The sequence below is a fragment of the Sulfitobacter sp. G5_S2_6_S6 genome (assembly GCF_054968505.1).
On the sequence record NZ_JBQKUI010000004.1, the window covers coordinates 161,286 to 177,816 of the forward strand.

At 61.9% G+C, this 16,531-nt stretch carries 11 protein-coding genes; 4 read left to right on the plus strand and 7 right to left on the minus strand.

Features of this window, described 5'->3' with window-relative positions:
* Window positions 1-10: 10 nt before the first annotated feature.
* Together ACTRWK_RS09070 and ACTRWK_RS09075 are read right to left on the minus strand one after the other, a co-directional pair.
* The gene (locus ACTRWK_RS09070) at window positions 11-1,615 is read right to left on the minus strand and encodes an ABC transporter substrate-binding protein (RefSeq protein ID WP_037943738.1); all 1,605 of its coding nucleotides are present in this window, start codon (window positions 1,613-1,615) and stop codon (window positions 11-13) included.
* A gap of 132 nt (window positions 1,616-1,747) precedes the next feature.
* Window positions 1,748-3,742: a CocE/NonD family hydrolase gene (locus tag ACTRWK_RS09075; RefSeq protein WP_289081907.1), complete on the minus strand. Its 1,995-nt coding sequence runs from the start codon at window positions 3,740-3,742 to the stop codon at window positions 1,748-1,750.
* Window positions 3,743-4,109: 367 nt separating this feature from the next.
* Here ACTRWK_RS09075 and ACTRWK_RS09080 point away from each other — a divergent pair, with 367 nt between their 5' ends.
* The 4 genes from ACTRWK_RS09080 to ACTRWK_RS09095 all read left to right on the plus strand — a co-directional run bounded on the left by ACTRWK_RS09080 (window position 4,110) and on the right by ACTRWK_RS09095 (window position 12,433).
* Window positions 4,110-7,583: an Ig-like domain-containing protein gene (locus ACTRWK_RS09080; protein ID WP_462843886.1), complete on the plus strand. Its 3,474-nt coding sequence runs from the start codon at window positions 4,110-4,112 to the stop codon at window positions 7,581-7,583.
* A gap of 136 nt (window positions 7,584-7,719) precedes the next feature.
* Complete coding sequence (locus tag ACTRWK_RS09085) at window positions 7,720-9,027, plus strand: TolC family protein (protein ID WP_462843916.1); 1,308 nt, start codon at window positions 7,720-7,722, stop codon at window positions 9,025-9,027.
* Window positions 9,024-11,246 carry an ATP-binding cassette domain-containing protein gene (locus tag ACTRWK_RS09090; RefSeq protein ID WP_289081904.1) on the plus strand — a complete coding sequence of 741 codons (2,223 nt, stop codon included), beginning with the start codon at window positions 9,024-9,026 and terminating at the stop codon, window positions 11,244-11,246. Before ACTRWK_RS09085 ends, ACTRWK_RS09090 begins: the two co-directional genes overlap by 4 nt.
* Complete coding sequence (locus ACTRWK_RS09095) at window positions 11,243-12,433, plus strand: HlyD family type I secretion periplasmic adaptor subunit (RefSeq protein ID WP_005852257.1); 1,191 nt, start codon at window positions 11,243-11,245, stop codon at window positions 12,431-12,433. Before ACTRWK_RS09090 ends, ACTRWK_RS09095 begins: the two co-directional genes overlap by 4 nt.
* A 60-nt stretch (window positions 12,434-12,493) precedes the next feature.
* Here ACTRWK_RS09095 and dtd read toward each other — a convergent pair whose 3' ends face one another.
* The 5 genes from dtd to ACTRWK_RS09120 form a co-directional block, all read right to left on the minus strand.
* Window positions 12,494-12,940, minus strand: a complete 447-nt coding sequence (gene dtd / locus ACTRWK_RS09100) for a D-aminoacyl-tRNA deacylase (protein ID WP_289081903.1) — start codon at window positions 12,938-12,940, stop codon at window positions 12,494-12,496.
* A 1-nt stretch (window position 12,941) separates the two neighbouring features.
* Complete coding sequence (locus ACTRWK_RS09105; RefSeq protein WP_184582660.1) at window positions 12,942-13,616, minus strand: nitroreductase family protein; 675 nt, start codon at window positions 13,614-13,616, stop codon at window positions 12,942-12,944.
* Window positions 13,613-14,743 carry a TFIIB-type zinc finger domain-containing protein gene (locus ACTRWK_RS09110; RefSeq protein ID WP_289081902.1) on the minus strand — a complete coding sequence of 377 codons (1,131 nt, stop codon included), beginning with the start codon at window positions 14,741-14,743 and terminating at the stop codon, window positions 13,613-13,615. Before ACTRWK_RS09110 ends, ACTRWK_RS09105 begins: the two co-directional genes overlap by 4 nt.
* Before the next feature lie 66 nt (window positions 14,744-14,809).
* A complete protein-coding gene (locus ACTRWK_RS09115) occupies window positions 14,810-15,364 on the minus strand; it encodes a cytochrome b/b6 domain-containing protein (protein WP_289081901.1) in 555 nt (184 codons plus the stop codon).
* 42 nt (window positions 15,365-15,406) lie between these two features.
* The gene (locus ACTRWK_RS09120; protein ID WP_005852267.1) at window positions 15,407-16,525 is read right to left on the minus strand and encodes an SPFH domain-containing protein; all 1,119 of its coding nucleotides are present in this window, start codon (window positions 16,523-16,525) and stop codon (window positions 15,407-15,409) included.
* Window positions 16,526-16,531: the final 6 nt, after the last annotated feature.

Below are 16,531 nucleotides of genomic sequence, written 5' to 3' on the forward strand. Positions count from 1 at the left end.
TGGGTTTACCTTATGCGTCTTTGACCCAGCATTTGATCCCGGCTTTGTTGTTGGACAGTTCCGCGTTGGGATCTTCGACCCAGCCGCCGACATTGTTGGCGACACCATCCACAAAGTCGTTGAACATCGGCAGGATCAACCCGCCTTCGTCGCGGATCATCTGACCCATCTTGGAGTAGGTCTCTTTGCGCTTGGCCTCGTCTAGTTCGGCGCGGGCCGACAGCAGCATCTCGTCGAACTCGGGGCGCTTCCAGCGGGTGTCGTTCCAGTCCGCGGTCGACAGATAGGCGGTCGAATACATCTGGTCCTGCACCGGACGGCCACCCCAGTAAGAGGCGCAGAACGGCTGTTTGTTCCAGACCTCGGACCAGTAGCCATCGTTCGGCTCGCGTTTGATCTCAAGCGGGATACCGGCGGCTTTGGCGGATTCCTGGAACAGCGATGCCGCATCGACCGCACCGGGGAAGGCACCGTCTGCAACGCGCAGGATGATCGGGCTGCCATCGTGACCGGAGGCGGCGTAATGCTCTTTCGCCTTCTCGATGGAATGTTCGCGCTGCGGGATCGATTCATCGAACAGCGGATAAGAGGCGTTGATCGGCATGTCGTTCCCGATGGTGCCGTAGCCGCGCAGGATCTTGTCGACCATTTCCTCGCGGTTGATCGCATATTTCAGCGCCAGACGCAGGTCGTTGTTGTCGAACGGTGCGGTGTCGACATGGGCGATAAACACATAGTGGCCCCGACCGGCAACGGATTTCACCGTCAGGTTGGGCGCGCGGTCCAGTAGGGCGGCAACCTTGGGATCAACGCGGTTGATCATGTTGACCTGACCCGACTGCAGCGCCGCGGTCCGTGCGGTGGCATCGTTCAGTACCAGCACCTCGTTATAATCTGTAAAGCCGCGGTTGTCGGCGTCCCAGTAGTTTTCGTTACGCTTGAAGCCGTGGCGCACGCCGGGCTCGTCGACTTCCAGCGTGTAAGGGCCGGTGCCGATGCCCGCGCCGGGGTTGTCCATGCCGCCATCGGGCTGGATCATCAGGTGGTAGTCGGCCAGCAGGTAGGGAAGGTCAGCGTTGCCGACGCCCAGTTCAACGATGAAGTTGTCGCCATCGACCTTCATGTTCTCGATGCCGCGCATGATGCCCAAGGCACCGGATTGGCTGTTTTCATCCGAATGGCGCTGCATGGTTTTCAGCACGTCTTCGGGTGTCATTTCCTTGCCGTTGTGGAACTGGATGCCCTTGCGGATCTTGAACGCCCAGGTTTTCGCGTCGGCCGAGGCCTCGTAGCTTTCGGCCATGCGGTTTTCGATTTCCCCGTTGGGATCGACCTCGACAAGGCTTTCGTACAGGTGGCGCAGGTTGTTCAGCGGCACTTCGGAGGCGGTCAGCGCAGGATCAAGCGTGTTGGTGGATTCACCGCCCGACGACCCGATTTTCAGTGTGCCACCGCGAATCGGTGCTTCGTGGGCCGCAGCCTGCGCGTGGTTCGCCAACATCGAGTTGGCGACGGCGGCTGTCACGCCCAAAGCAGCGGCACGCCCGACGAATTCGCGGCGTGTCATAGTGCCCTTGGCCACTTGGCCGGTCATATGTTTCAGTTGATCATCCATGATGAGAACTCCCTGTTTTAGGTGATACTTCCACGCATTCGTGCGCAGGTTTTTTTATTGACTGGTGGCACAACGTTAAGCATTTCGGCCCGTGTCGCAAGTGGTAATACCGGCGGCCATGTGACGAGTTTGTTACATAAAGTGTCGCTTAATGTCTTCCGTCACGTCGCGTTCATAGATCAATTTGTCGTTTTCGTACGCTTCAAGGCGGGCCGTCAGATGAAAATGGGTCGCGTCCGACCACATCTGCGACCGGGTTTCTGTGCGCAGGATGATGTCGTCCCGCTCCAGCTCTTCGGTCCAGTGACAGGTGCCTTTTGCGGACAGCGGATCGTCGGGGTGAATGCGCCACTCCTCCCGCGCGACAGAGCCCGCGATCAGCCCGTGATCGGCATCGCGCAGCTTGCCGAAGTCATCCTCGATGATCAGAGAGACGATGCCCGTGACGCGGTCGATCTCTTGGCGGCGGATGTGGTTTTCGGGGCGCAGTGTCTCTGTCTCCCACGCGGCGGCAGAGGTGGGCGGGGCAAAGCTGTATTCGTCCCCGCCGCTGGTCGGGCGCTGCGGCAGGTCGATCTGGCCTGACGACAGCGTGACCTCTGCCGCTTCGGGCGCAGGCCAGAGCAGGGGCCAATAGGCGGTAGAGATCGACACCCGCAGCCGGTGCCCCTTGGGGATGCGATAGGCGATGTGGTCAAGGTCCAGCGTGATGTCGGTCATGGTGCCGGGCGCCATCGCCTGCGGATGTTCGGCGCTGTCGCGATGGGACAGGTTCAGCACGCCATAGGTGATCCGCGCCGAGGCCCCATCAGGGTGGATATGGTTCAACCGCACCGCGATCTGGCCCTGTGGCTTGTCGCAGGCCAGACGCAGGCGCAGACGCGGCGCGCCAAGGATATCCATCTGCTGCGCCAGGGGCCCACTGTCAAAGCAGACCGATAGCGCATCGTCTTGCCTCTGGTCGCCGGGCATTTCGGGGCCAAGCCAGATCGCACAATATTCCCCGCCATCCGCGCCGCAATGCGCGGGGGAGGCGACGCTGCGGTCCAGCGGGGCAGCGGTGTCTTGCAGGCCCTCATCCGTCATATGCAACGTCTTGGTGGGCAGATGCGATGTCGCGCCTGTGGGTTCGGTGATCCAGCGGCCGGGGCGTTCATGCGTCCACGTGGCAGGGCGCATGCCGTCCATCAGATACGCGCGATAATCGGGGTCGTCCTCGACGCCCGTGTCGATCCCCTTGAGCCACCTATCCCACCAGCGCAGCGCCTCTTGCAGAAAGCCGATACGAGGTTCTGGAATGGCGAAATGCGGGTATTTGTGCACCCAAGGCCCAACGATCCCCTTCGCACCGGGCAAGGCTTCAACCAACTGCGGGACCGCGTTCTTGTAGGAATCGCCCCAGCCGCCAATCGCCAGCACTTTGGCTTTGAGCGCGCTATAGTCCTCGATCACCGACCCTTGCTTCCAATAGGCGTCGCGCGATTGGTGGCGCAGCCAAAGCGCGGGGAGAAACGGTTCTGCCTCTAGCCGCTCCAGCCACATTTCGCGCCAGTCGGGGCGCAGGGCAGGGTCGGGCGCGCGGCTGGAATAGGCCCACATCGTCGCCCCCCAGCCAAGGTTCTCGTTCAACAGGCACCCGCCCTTATAGTGGATGTCATCGGCAAAGCGGTCGACGGTGGAACACAGCGTTATCACCGCCTTAAGCGGCTCTGGCGCATGGGCCGCGACCTGCAGCCCGTTAAAGCCGCCCCAGCTGATGCCCATCATGCCTACCGTTCCGCTGCACCACGGTTGCGCGGCAAGCCAGTTGATCACCTCTATGCAATCGGCCTGCTCCTGGGGGGTGTATTCATCCTCCATCACGCCATAGCTGTCGCCATTGCCGCGCATATCGACCCGCACGCAGGCATATCCGCGTTCGGCAAACCAAGGGTGGGTCAGCGCATCCCGTGCGGTGGTGCCGTCGCGTTTGCGGTAGGGGAGGTATTCCAGAATCACGGGCACAGGCGCGGTATCGGAATTTTCAGGGCGCCAGACTCGTGCGGAAAGCCGGCACCCATCCGATAGGGTGATGCCCATGTCGGGGTCTTCGATCAGTGGTAGCGGGGTGTTCTGGGCGGTATCCATGCCGCAAAGGTCAGGGGGGAGCCCAATATTGTCAACCGTTTGCACGGGCTTGCAGTGTGGCACTCATGGGGATTTTTCCTGAGTGAAATGAGGTGGTTAATTATCTGGCAACGTTAACTATTATTAACGCTTTCCCGCAGTGGTAGAAACTGTGGCCGTGTTGCACTGTTGAAATAAGGCAAGAATGTGGCGTTTCACTTTAACCTTGGCTTTTATGTGTCTAAGCGGCTACCTTCTGCCTCAATAATACGTTTCGTTTTTTACGACGGACATAATCAGGCGGCTGCACGATGCGATCAACGCGTTGGCGGTCATAAAATTTCTCAGGTGTCGCGCGCAGAATGCGCACCGAGGTGGAGCAGATATTATGAAGACGATAGATTTCGTCGTTCGCGATCAAGCGGGCGCATTGCAGCGTGGCACGGTTGCGGAATACGCAAACTTCCATGTTATCCAAGCGACATCAGGTCAGGAAATCTCGCTGAACCTGCGTCAGACCGATTTCCAATCGCATCAGCGGTCGCGCAACGATCTTGTGCTCACGCTGAATGACGGGTCGGTCATCACCATCGAAAATTACTTTAACGAAACCGGTGCCGCGAACCGCCTGTTCATTTCGTCGGATGGCTATCTGAACGAAGTCGCATTCGTCGAGGCCGAAGGCGGCGGGCTTTATGCGCAATACGGCCCGACCGAGCAGTGGGGCAAATGGAGCCCCTCTGACGATCTGATCTATCTGGGCCGCAGCGATGTGGCGTCTGTGCCGGGCGGTGTCATGCCGGGCGCGGGTGACGACGAAGTGTCGATGTTGGCGGCACCCTTGCTGGGCGGCGTCGTTGGCGGTGGTGGTGCCGCGGCAGCAGCCGGTGCGGCGGTTGTCGGTGGTGCAGCTGTCATCGGTGGCGGCGGCGGTGGCGGCAATGGCGGCAGCCCTTCGGTCGCACCTCCGTTCGTGAATGAACCCGACGCAACCGGCACGGTCGGCGGCGACGGCGCGGTAGAGCAGGTCGTTGTCACTGGCGGCGGCGAGCCCGGGTCCGAGGTCGTGGTCACCATCGGCGATAAAGAAGTCACAACAACAGTTGGTGACGACGGCACATTCGAAGCCGTGTTCGAAGGCGATAACTTCCCCGACGACGGCACCTATGAAGCCGAAGTCGTCGTGACCACGGACGGCAATGAGATCGTGCTTGACGGGCCGAGCTTTGTCATCGACACCACAGCCCCCACGGTCACCATGTCCGAAGGCACGCAGAGTGTCGGCGACTTCTTTAACGGCGAATCCTTTGCGAATGGCGTCACGCTGACCGGGAACGGTGAAGCGGGCGCGGCCGTTGACGTGACCGTCGCGGATGTCACACGCAGCACCACCGTCGGCGAAGACGGCACATGGTCCGTCACATTCGAACCCGGCACGCTGGCGGGGGGCGAATACGAGACAGAGGTGCTGATCAAGACCACCGATCAATACGGCAATACCTCCACCACCACCGAAACGCTGGTGGTTGATACCATCGCACCGACCGTCGCTGTAACATCGGGCACGCAATCCGTGGGCGACAGCTATAATGCCGCATCGTTTGGCAACGGTGTCACCCTGAACGGCACGGGGGAGCCCGGTTCGACTGTGCAGCTGACCATCGGTGGCATCACCCGCACCGCAACTGTGGGCGACAACGGCACATGGTCCGCGACATGGCAGGCGGGCACCTTGCCCGAAGGCGAATACGTCAGCGATGTCACCATCGTGACCACCGATGCTTTCGGCAACAGCTCCACCTCGACCGAGCAGCTGGTCGTCGATACCGTCTCTGAAGTCGCGATTGCGGCGGATACTGTCGAAGTCGACGGCGTGATCAACGCGGCAGAGCGTGGCGACGGCGTGACGCTGACCGGCACATCGCAGCCCGGGTCGACCGTTCAGGTCACCTTTGGGGGTGTGACCCGTGACGCGGTGGTTGACGCAAACGGCAACTGGTCCGCGGATTTCGCGGCCTCCGAAATTCCGACGGGCGAGACGACGGCGACAGTGACCGCAGTCGCGACCGATGCGGCGGGCAACACGGCCACCGCAACCGGCCAAGTCGATGTCGATACTTTGGTCAACAACCTTGCCTTCACCGGCCAGACCGGCGGCAGCGACGGGGTCGTGAACGCGGCAGAGGCGGCGCAGGGCATCGTGATGACCGGCACAGTTGAACCCGGCTCGACTGTTATGGTCCAGCTTGGCCAAGTGTCGCGTGCGGCCACGGTTGCGGCGGACGGCACATGGACCGTCAGCTTCGCCCCCAGCGACATCCCCGCAGGCACCTACACCAGCACAATGACCGCCACCGCCACCGACGCGGCAGGTAACGTTGATAGCGTATCGCAGTCTGTATCAGTCGATACCGAAGCCGGTTCGCTGACCATCAGCCCGCTGCCCGTTGAGGGCGACGACGTGGTGAACGCGGCCGAGGCAAGCGACGGTGTGGCGATCTCGGGCACCGCCGATGCGGGCACCGTTGTGCAGGTCACGCTGGCGGGTGTTACCCATACGGTTGTGGCAAATGGGAACGGTCAGTGGACTGCCTATTACGCCGCGGGCGAAGTTGCCCAAGGCGTTTATACCGCCGACATCACCGCAACCACGACCGACGCGGCGGGCAACAGCCGCAGCGCCTCTGACAGCGTGCGCGTGGACACCCGCGTCGACAATCTGTCGCTGAACACCGTCGAAGGCGATGACATCGTGAGCGGGGCAGAGCGTCTGGCGAATGGCGGCGTTCTGGTCACCGGCACCTCTGAAATCGGCTCGTCCGTGGTCGTGTCGCTTGGCGCGGCATCGGTGAACGGCGCGGTGGATGCGAATGGCAACTGGTCCGTCACCTTTGCGCCGGGTCAAGTGCCCGAGGGCACGATCAACACCACCGTTTCGGTCAAGGCGACGGATGCCGCGGGCAACTCTGCCACGGCAAGCCACGCGGTGCTGATCGACACGGTCGTGGATCCGCTCGACATGAACCAAGCGGGCGGCAGCGACGCTGTGGTCAGCGCACGCGAAGCCCAGACCGGCATTGATCTGAACGGTCAGGTCGAAGCGGGATCTAGCGTTGTGGTCAACTTTGACGGCACCAACTACACCGCGTTTGTGGACGGCGCGGGCAACTGGTCGGTCACGATCCCGCCTTCGGAAATCCGTCAGGGCACCTATGATGCCGACATCTCTGTCACCGCGACGGACCATGTGGGCAACATCGCGTCGATCACCGACACGCTCGCAATCGATACCTATGCGCCCGAAGGCCCCGTCATCGCGTCCTATACCCGCGACGGCGACGGTATCCGTGGCATCTCGACCGAGATCAGCCCCGATACGCTTGAGGTGCATCAGGTGAACGCAGACCGCTCCATCTCGGAAGTGGAATCGACCAGCTTTGACATCGACGCCATTGGCGAGCGTAACTTCCAGTTCGAAAGCAATGTGCCAGACGGGTCCGACCTGATTGTCACGGCCACGGACGCTGCGGGAAACTTTTCCGGCACGTATCTGGCGCTGGATGATGAAGCGGCGAACACGCAGTTGACCCTGACCAACCCGAACCTGGGAAACTACAACATCGAAACCGTTGATCTCCAGTTCGCCGAAGAGGCGCATCTGACGATCACGGAAACCGCGCTGGTCAACCTGTCGAGCAATACGAACGAACTGATCATCGACGGGCATAACGACGACACCGTGACGATCACAGGCGCGGTACGTGGCGGTTCAGAGGTGCGTGGGGATCAAACCTATGACATCTATACACTGGGCGACGAAGCCACGCTGATGATCGACAACGATATCAACGTCATCGTCTAAAGATTGCACCGCGCCCTCTGTTCAAGGGGGCGCGGTTGGCACACGCAGGCGGCAACGACCGCAGGCGTTTCCAGAATAAAAAAACCGGCACGTTAAGGGCAGGATAATGAGGCAGAGTGTAAAACGGGCAGGGGGCATGTGCGCAGCAGCGCTGGCCCTATCCGGCTGCATGTCGGATTTCGGCAGCGGCATGGTGCCCGGTGACCTGATGCAATCTGACATCGTTACCCGGTTCCGCACCCCCGATGCCTCGCAGGCGATCAAACCCACCTACGCCGAAAAAATCACCGCAGACAGCCAGATCATTCAGGGTCTGGCGCTGCGGTCTTCTGTTCTGCCGGATGACACCGTGTCGGATCAGGTGGCCTCTGCCGTGTTGGCCGCCAACAGCCGTACCGCCGAAGCAGAGCTGCGCGCCGCCACCCTCCGCTCGGAAGCGGCAAGCAAGAACTGGTTGCCCAAGATCGGGCCGCAGGTCAGCCTGACATCCTTGGGGTCGCTGGCGGCCAATCTGGTGGTGGATCAGGTGCTGTTTGACAATGGCCGCCGTGCGGGTGAACGCGCCTTTGCCGTGGCCGATGTCGAGGTCGCTGCCGTGTCGCTGGCGCAAGATACGAACGACCGCGTGGCGACTGCGCTGAAGCTCTATACCAATGCGATCGAGGCGCGCGATACCGCCGCGCTGAACCGTGTCGCGCTTAAGGATATGACGCATTTCGAATGGGTGATGCAGGAACGGGTCAAAGGCGGCGTGTCCGATGTGTCCGACCTGACGATCCTGCGCCAGAAGCTCCTTGAAATCCGCGCCACGCTTGATGCCTCCGTCGAACGCGAAGCCACGTCGATGTCCGAGCTGAACGCCATGTCGATCCGCCCGCTGGATACGCTGCACGGCTTGCCCGAAGTGCCCGTGAACAGCTTTGCCGGTGCGCCTTTGTCCGTTGTGCGTGCCGAGGCCGAAAAGACCCGCGCCATCGCCGCCGCCAAGGTGGAACGCGCCGGATTGCTGCCGGGGCTGTCGGCGGGTGCGACCATCGGTGAAGGGGGCGGCGCAGGGCTGACCCTTGAATCGGATCAGCTGCTGGGTCTGGGCACAAAAGCCTCGCTTGATGCGTCGGCCATGGCCGAGGAAACCGCGACCCGCAAGGTCCGGCAATCGGTCGAGGATGCCAACCGCGTGCTGCGCCGTCTGGAAAAACAGCTTGCCGCCAAGACCCGTCAGGCTGCCGAGGCCGCGACCCTTGCGGCACAGGCCAAACGCAACCTCGACCTGTTTCAGGAACAATATGACGCCGGTCAGCGTCAGGTCATGGATGTCGTCGGCGTCTACGAGACCTATGCGCGTCAGCAGCAGTCGCAGATCACCCTCAAGTACGAGGCCGTGCGTCTGAAGATCGAGATGGCGCAGATACAGGGCGTGTTGGCGGACGGGAGCGCGATTTGACCCAGAAGCCGACCTTTACGCTGACAATCACCAACGGCAATCAGGGTCGGATGGCGGCGGCGGATGCAGCCCGGCCCAAGGCAGAGAACGCCAACCGCCCCGAAGACCGTCTGATGGCGCGGGCAAAACTGGCCGCGACCTATGCCGGACTGCTGGGCGTCACCACCGCGCCACGCGACATCTTTGAAATCGTCGCCACGGCCCCCTTGCAGGGCAATGATCCGCAGGCAGAGGCCGAAGCACTGGCCCGCGGGATGGAAAGCGCAGGGCTGGTGACACAAGTCAGCCGTGCGCGGGGGATCTCTAAGGATATGTGGCCTGCGCTTGCCTATATGACCTCGGGGCAGGTCTTGCTTGTCATGGGGCAGCAGCGTGGTGATCTGATCCTGTATGACACGACGTGCACCGACAATCGCGCGATGGTGCCGATCAGCGATTTCAAACCCTTCTTTGCGGGGCTGATCCTGCGGGCCGAAGCCTCGCTGAAAACGGTGGCCGAAACCCATAAGACCGATGGCGCACCTGCGCATTGGTTCTGGGGGCAGTTCCCGCGCTTTCGTCGCCAGCTGATAGAGGTTGCGACGGGGTCGTTTGTGGCGAACCTGCTAGCCGTCGCTGTGGCGCTGTTTTCCTTGCAGGTCTATGACCGCGTGATCCCGCATCAGTCCGAAGCGACGCTTTGGGTGCTCGCCGCCGGTGCGGGGCTCGCGTTGCTGATGGAAGCTTTCCTCAAGATGGCGCGGGCGCGTTTGATGGATGGGGCAGGGCGGCAGATCGAGCTGTCGGTGCAGGACATCCTGATGCGCCGGTTGCTGGGGATGCGGTCCGACACGCGCGGCCACGCCCCAAACCAGCTGTTTTCCGCGATGCGCGAATTCGGATCGGTGCGTGAATTCTTTACCGCGTCGACCATTGGCACGATCGCGGATATCCCCTTTATCTTCGTGTTCCTCTTCCTCGTGGCCAGCATTGCGGGGAATGTCGTCTGGGTGCTGGTGCTTGGCGGTATCCTGATGCTTGTGCCGGGGTTCTTTCTGCAAAAGAAAGCGATCCAACTGACGCAGGAGACCCAAGGCGCGTCGACCAAATCCTCGCGGCTGCTGCACGAGGCGATATTCGAGCTTGATACGGTCAAGACCCAAAGGGCAGAGGACCGCGTGCTGCGCCTGTGGACCGAGCTGAACACCCTGTCGTCCGTCAAATCGTCAGAACAACGCAAGCTCGCGTCCTTCCTCACGTTCTGGAGCCAAGGTGTTCAGCAGGCCACCTATGTCGCGGCGGTCATCGTGGGCACCTATCTGGTGTTTGCGGGGGAATTTACCGTGGGGTCGATCATCGCGGTCGGTATCCTGACGGGCCGGACGCTGGGTCCGCTGACGCAGCTGTCGGGCACGATGGCGCGGTGGGGCAATGTCAAAGGCGCGCTTGACGGGCTCGACGCGATTGTCGCCGCGCCGCAGGACACTGCAGAGGCGCGCACCTATCTGCGCCGGGAAAAGCTGAAAGGCCAGTTCGAACTGCGCGACGTGATCTTCCGCTACGAGGATGACGGTGCCCCGACGGTGGACATCAAAGCCATGTTGATCCAGCCGGGGCAGCATGTCGCCGTGCTGGGGGCCAATGGATCGGGCAAATCGACATTGCTGAAGATGCTCAGCGGGCTTTATGCCCCGACCGAAGGGCGCATTCTGGTGGACGGCACAGAGCTGGGCCAGATCGAGCCGCGCGACCTGCGCCGGCTGATCGGCTATCTGGGACAGGACGTGCGCCTGTTCTCGGGCACGCTGCGCGACAACCTGAACCTCACCATGCTGGAACGCGACGACGACCGCCTCCACGCCGCCCTTGATTTCGCAGGTCTGGGGCCTTTCGTGCGCAACCACCACAAGGGGCTGGACCTAGAGATCAAGGACGCGGGCGCCGGCCTGTCCATCGGGCAGCGTCAATCCATCGGTTGGGCGCGCCTGTGGTTGCAGGATCCGGCGATCTGCCTGCTGGACGAACCCACAGCAGCGCTGGACCAAAGGTTGGAGGCAACGCTGGTCTCGCGGTTGCAAAGCTGGATGGCAGGGCGCACCGCGATCATCGCGACCCACCGCGCCCCGATCCTTGCGCTGACTGAACGCACGCTGGTGCTGCAGGATGGCCGCATGACCATCGACGGGCCCAAGGAAAAAGTGCTTGCCCATCTGGCGGGACAGAAGGGGCACGTCGCATGAGCAGTCTCAGCACCACGCCACTGGGCGCGCAGATGACGGGGCAGATGCGCGGGCCGTCCATGGTGATCTGGCTCTGCGGCGCGTCCGTGCTGGTCTTCCTGCTGTGGGCTGCCTTTGCATGGGTCGACGAAATCGTGCGTGCCGAAGGGTCGATGATTTCCAGCTCGCGACCCCAGATTATCCAGAACCTCGAAGGTGGTATTCTGGCAGAACTTGCCGTGGGCGAGGGCGATCATGTGGAGAAGGGCGACGTGTTGGCCCGTCTGCATGGTACCCAGTTCCAATCTGCCGTGGACGACCTGCGCGACCAGATCAGCGCCTTTGAAATCCGCCGTCTGCGTCTGGAGGCAGAGCTGGCCGGGCAGTACGACTTTGACGTGCCCGACGCCTATGCCACGCGCACGCCCGATATCGTCGCCTCTGAACGGGCATTGCTGAAAGCGCGGCAATCGGACTTTGTCTCGCGCTCCGAAGGGGCGGGGCGGGTACTGACCGAGGCGTTGAAAGAGCGTGAGCTGCTTGAGAATATGCTCAAGAAAAAGATCGTTTCGCTGATCGAGGTGACGCGCGCGCGCAAGACCCATGCGGATGCGCGGATCAAGCTGGACGAGATCGTCACCGGCACAGAGCTGGAGCGTGCGCAGGAATATTCCGATGTGCTCAAGGAACTGGCGACGCTGAAACAGAACCTCAAGGCGAGCACAGACCAGTTGAACCGCACCGTCCTGGTCAGCCCCCTGCGCGGCATCGTCAACAACCTGAGCGTGACCACCATCGGCGGCGTCGTGCGCCCGGGCGAGGAGATTTTGCAGATCATCCCGCTGGATGAAGAGCTGTTCGTCGAGGCCCGCGTCAAGCCCGAAGACATCGCCGGCGTGCGCCCCGGCCAAGAGGCGACGGTCAAGCTGTCGGCCTATGACTATACGATCTATGGCACGTTGAAGGGCACGGTCAAATTGATCTCGGCCGATACGTTCAAGGACGAACGATCCCGCGCGCCGGATGGGGATCCGCACTATAAGGTCACGTTGCAGGTGGACACAGAACACCTCACCCCGCGGCAGGCGTCTTTGCAGATCCGACCCGGCATGCAGGCAAGCGTGGAGTTGCACACAGGGTCAAAGACGGTTTTGCAGTATCTGTTGAAGCCGCTTTACAAGTCGAAAGAGGCGTTTCGGGAGCCGTAGGCTTGGCAAGGGGGGCTGTCTGCCCCCCTGACCCCCCGAGGATTTTTTCCATTTGGAAGATCAGGGGTTTTCTGTGTCGAGCCAGAGGGTGACGGGGCCGTCGTTGGTGAGCGCGACGGACATATCGGCCCCGAATGAACCGGTTTGGACATGAATGCCAAGGGCGTCGACGCAGGCGATGAAATCTTCGTACAGCGTTTTTGCCTGATCGGGCTTGGCGGCGCGCGAGAAACCGGGGCGGGTCCCACGGGAGGTATCGGCGGCAAGGGTGAACTGGCTGACAATCAGCGCGCTGCCGCCCGTATCCGGCAGGCTGCGGTTCATTTTGCCAGCATCATCCTTGAACAGACGTAGCTTGGCGATCTTTTGTGCAAGTCCTTGCGCGGTCGCATGTGTATCGTCGGGCATGGCGCAGACGAAGATCAGCAGCCCGTGGTCGATTTGACCGATGATCTGGCCATCGACAGTGACGGAGGCGTTGCTGACGCGTTGTAGCAGTGCGCGCATATCAGGATTTCCAATCGATGATGTCTTCAGGGGTGGCCCGCTGCGTGCGGAACCGGTTGATCGGTGCCGCGTCATCCGCATAGCCAAAGGAAATCGCGCAAAGGATCAGGCGGTCTTGCGGCAGGTCGAAATGCTGTCGCACGGTGGGCGCATAGGCAGCGATAGCGGCCTGGGCGATGGTGGCCACCCCAAGCGCTGTGGCCGCCAGCGTAAAGGCCGTGACAAAGCCGCCGCTGTCCATCGCCCCGTAAGCCCCAAGCTCAGCCGGGGAGGTCACGATCGCCACATGGGGCGCGTCAAACAAGGCATAGTTCCGCATCATCTGCGCCATGCGGCCCGCATGGTCCGATTTCTCGATCCCGACGGCGTCATAAAGCTGGAACCCGCAGCTCCGCCGCCGGTCGCCGTAGACGCCGCTGTAAGAGGCCGGCCAGTCCAGATCGGGGGCGGGGGGTGTGCCCTTCGCAATCTCTAGCGCCAAAGCGTCGCGGAAGCGGTCGGTCGCGGCCCCTTTGGTGATGGTCAGCTGCCAAGGCTGCGCATTGCACCACGACGGCACGTGGCGCGCTGCGTCGACGATACGGGTGATGAGCGCGTCGTCGACCGGATCGGGGCGAAAGGCGCGGCACGAAGAACGCGCGCGCAGGATGTCGGTGAATGTATCGATCTGGGTCATTTCTGGAGCGCCATAAAATAGCCAAAGACCCCGGCGACAATCAGGCCAAGGATCACGGCAAAGGTGATTTTCACAGCGGAATAGGGGCGTTCGCCCTGTACGCTGCCGGTGCGGCCGTTGACCACAAAACGATAGGTCTTGCCGCGGTACTTGTAAGCTGCCAGCCAGACCGGCAGCAGGATATGTTTGAATGTCACATCGCTGACCTGCGTCTGGATATTGTGGATGCGCTGACGGTCGCCGCCGATATCAAAACGCACATCGCGCTGGATCATCGCGTCCATCACCTCGCGTGCCTGCGCATAGCCTTCATCAAGCGTCACCGCATAGGCTTCGGCGCGAAAGCCGGCGAGGTATTCCGGGGCATAGGGTTCAAGGGCCGCCAGATCCCACGGGGCCAACGCATCGGTGAACCGTTTGGGAAGCGATTTCGACGCCAGTACCAGCACATCATCAAAGAACCGCGCCACCCGACCCGAGGTCGCCCGCCAGCGGATTTTCGGCACCTGCTGCTGCACCCGTTTGCCGTCGCGCATGACGGTCTGGGTGACGTAATAGACCGTGCCCCTTTCGCCCGAATAGCTGGAGCGCGTGTCGGCGTCATAGGTCCAGTAGGGCACATAGATGCCTTGCATCTTGCGGCCCTTGCGCGCGTATTCCTGCAGGCCATTGGGGGCAAACCACAGGCTGCCCAGCCAGTCGGTCATGGCATCGCGTGCTGTATCCTCGGTCAGGCCAAAGGGCAGCACGGCACGGGGTTTGATATGGCGGTTCACCCCTGTATCGATCACAACAGGGGTCGCGCAGAACGGACATTCGGTGGCGTGTTTGCCGGGGTCGAACTCTACCTGTGCGGCGCAGTTGGGGCAGGTTGTGACCCGTGTATCCTCCATCTGCGATTGGGGGAGAGCGCTGGCCAGTGCGGCCTGGAAATCCAGCTCGGCGATCGGGTTATGCACGCCGCGTGTGCCTGAAATCTCTTCGGTATTGCCGCAGTGGTCGCAGACCAGCAGATATCTTTCGGGATCAAACCGCAGATCGGACCCGCAGGTGTCACAGGGGAACCGGTGTTCCTCGGTCGGTGTGGGGGGCAGGTCGGGGTCGTCAAAGCCGGTGCTGGCGGGCATAGAGCTGTCCTTTGGTCAGGCCTGCCCCAGACATAGGGCAGTGCGCCCCCTGCCGCCAGAGCAGGGTCACAAAAAACGGTGCAGCACTTTAGGGGCCATGATGCGCAGGGCGTTGTCGCGCAGGCGAAGGTGACGCCAGATGTGAAATGCGGCATGGGCCAGCGCGAGGCCTGCAAGAGCGTAGAATTCGATGCTGTGGATCAGCCCGACGAGGTCGTTGGCGCGCGGCATATCAAGGGGCACGGCAATCGGGACAATCCCACCGGCCCAAAGCTGCACGGTCGAGGTCACCCCGATCAGCAGCCCTGTGAGGGCGACGCCAAAGATACCCCAGATCAGGGTCTTATGCAGCACCGGATGCAGCCAACGGGCCCAGCCCGCAAGCTTGGGGCCGGGGCGCCCCAGCAGGCCGCGTCGCATGTAGGACACCCACCACAGCAGTGCCGCGCTGACAAAGACCAAGCCCATGACCGAATGGAACCGCACCGCCGCAGGCCCGATCCGCGCCACATCCGCCGGCTGCACCAGCAGGAACCAGATAAACAGCGGCACCATGCCCCAATGCAAAAGCTTCATCAGGGTCCGACGGTGGGGCAGCAAGGGGCGACGGCGTGGGGTCATAGCCTAGACACGCGCCTTGCCCGTTCCAAGTTTCACAGAGCCTTACGCAGGAGGCGGCGGGGGCGGCAGCACGGTAAAGAGCTGCGCCAGCTCGGCCACATCGTCTGCTTTGAGCCAGCCATCCTGACCGGGGGTCCAGACATAGGTCTCGCGGGTCAACCCGCCATCCGTGGCCATGCGGCCCAATGCGGCCTTTGAAAACGGGCCCTTGGTCTGGCCGTTCTCTGCCAGATGCCAGACCTTTTCAGGTTGCGGCGGGGGCGGGGGCGTCTGTGCAGCGGGGGCCGCAGCCGCGGGGCGCGGGCCCCACGGGCCTGCCTGCGCGGCGGCAGCTTGGCCCATCTGCATGCCCAATCCGGCGCCCAGACCGGTCTGCATTGCTGCGCCCGCAGCGCCCTCGCGGCCCAATGCCTCTGCCGCCTGGAACTGCGTGAACTTGTTCAAATCCCCGATCACCCCCATCGACGACCGTTTGTCCATCACCTCCTCCACGGCGGGGGGGAGCGAGATGTTTTCGATATAAAGTTCGGGGATGGTCAGCCCGTATTCTGCAATGGTGGCCGAGATTTCGGTGCTCACCAGTTTGCCTAGTTCACGGGTATTGGCGGCCATATCCATGACCGGAATATTGGACAGCGCGATGCTGCGCGAGAATTCCTGCACGATGATATTGCGGATCTGATAGCTGATCTCGTCCATGGTGAATTCACCATCGGTGCCCACGATTTCGGTCAGGAACCGCGCGGGGTCCGACACTTTGACAGAGTAGGTGCCATATGAACGCAGGCGCACGGGGCCGAACTCGGGGTCGCGCACGATGATCGGGTTCTTGGTGCCCCATTTCAGATCGTTGAAACGGGTGGTGTTGACGAAATAGATCTCGGATTTGAAGGGGCTTTTGAAGCCGTGATCCCAATGCTGCAGCGATGTCATGATCGGCATGTTGTTGGTTTCAAGCATATAAAGGCCGGGCGTGAACACATCCGCCAGCTGACCTTCGTGGACAAAGACCGCGGCTTGCCCTTCGCGGACCGTCAGCTTGGCCCCGTATTTGATCTCGTGGCCTTCGCGCTCGAACCGGGACACCATCGTGTCGCGGGTGTCGTCCGTCCAATGGATAACGTCGATGAATTGGCCAGAGAGAAAATCGAGAATACCCATGTCTTG

Coding starts and splice junctions, on each gene's coding strand:
- ACTRWK_RS09070 (WP_037943738.1), bottom strand. CDS start 1,615: ATGGATGATCAACTGAAACATATGACCGGCCAAGTGGCCAAGGGCACT.
- ACTRWK_RS09075 (WP_289081907.1), bottom strand. CDS start 3,742: ATGGATACCGCCCAGAACACCCCGCTACCACTGATCGAAGACCCCGAC.
- ACTRWK_RS09080 (WP_462843886.1), top strand. CDS start 4,110: ATGAAGACGATAGATTTCGTCGTTCGCGATCAAGCGGGCGCATTGCAG.
- ACTRWK_RS09085 (WP_462843916.1), top strand. CDS start 7,720: ATGTGCGCAGCAGCGCTGGCCCTATCCGGCTGCATGTCGGATTTCGGC.
- ACTRWK_RS09095 (WP_005852257.1), top strand. CDS start 11,243: ATGAGCAGTCTCAGCACCACGCCACTGGGCGCGCAGATGACGGGGCAG.
- dtd (WP_289081903.1), bottom strand. CDS start 12,940: ATGCGCGCACTGCTACAACGCGTCAGCAACGCCTCCGTCACTGTCGAT.
- ACTRWK_RS09105 (WP_184582660.1), bottom strand. CDS start 13,616: ATGACCCAGATCGATACATTCACCGACATCCTGCGCGCGCGTTCTTCG.
- ACTRWK_RS09110 (WP_289081902.1), bottom strand. CDS start 14,743: ATGCCCGCCAGCACCGGCTTTGACGACCCCGACCTGCCCCCCACACCG.
- ACTRWK_RS09115 (WP_289081901.1), bottom strand. CDS start 15,364: ATGACCCCACGCCGTCGCCCCTTGCTGCCCCACCGTCGGACCCTGATG.
- ACTRWK_RS09120 (WP_005852267.1), bottom strand. CDS start 16,525: ATGGGTATTCTCGATTTTCTCTCTGGCCAATTCATCGACGTTATCCAT.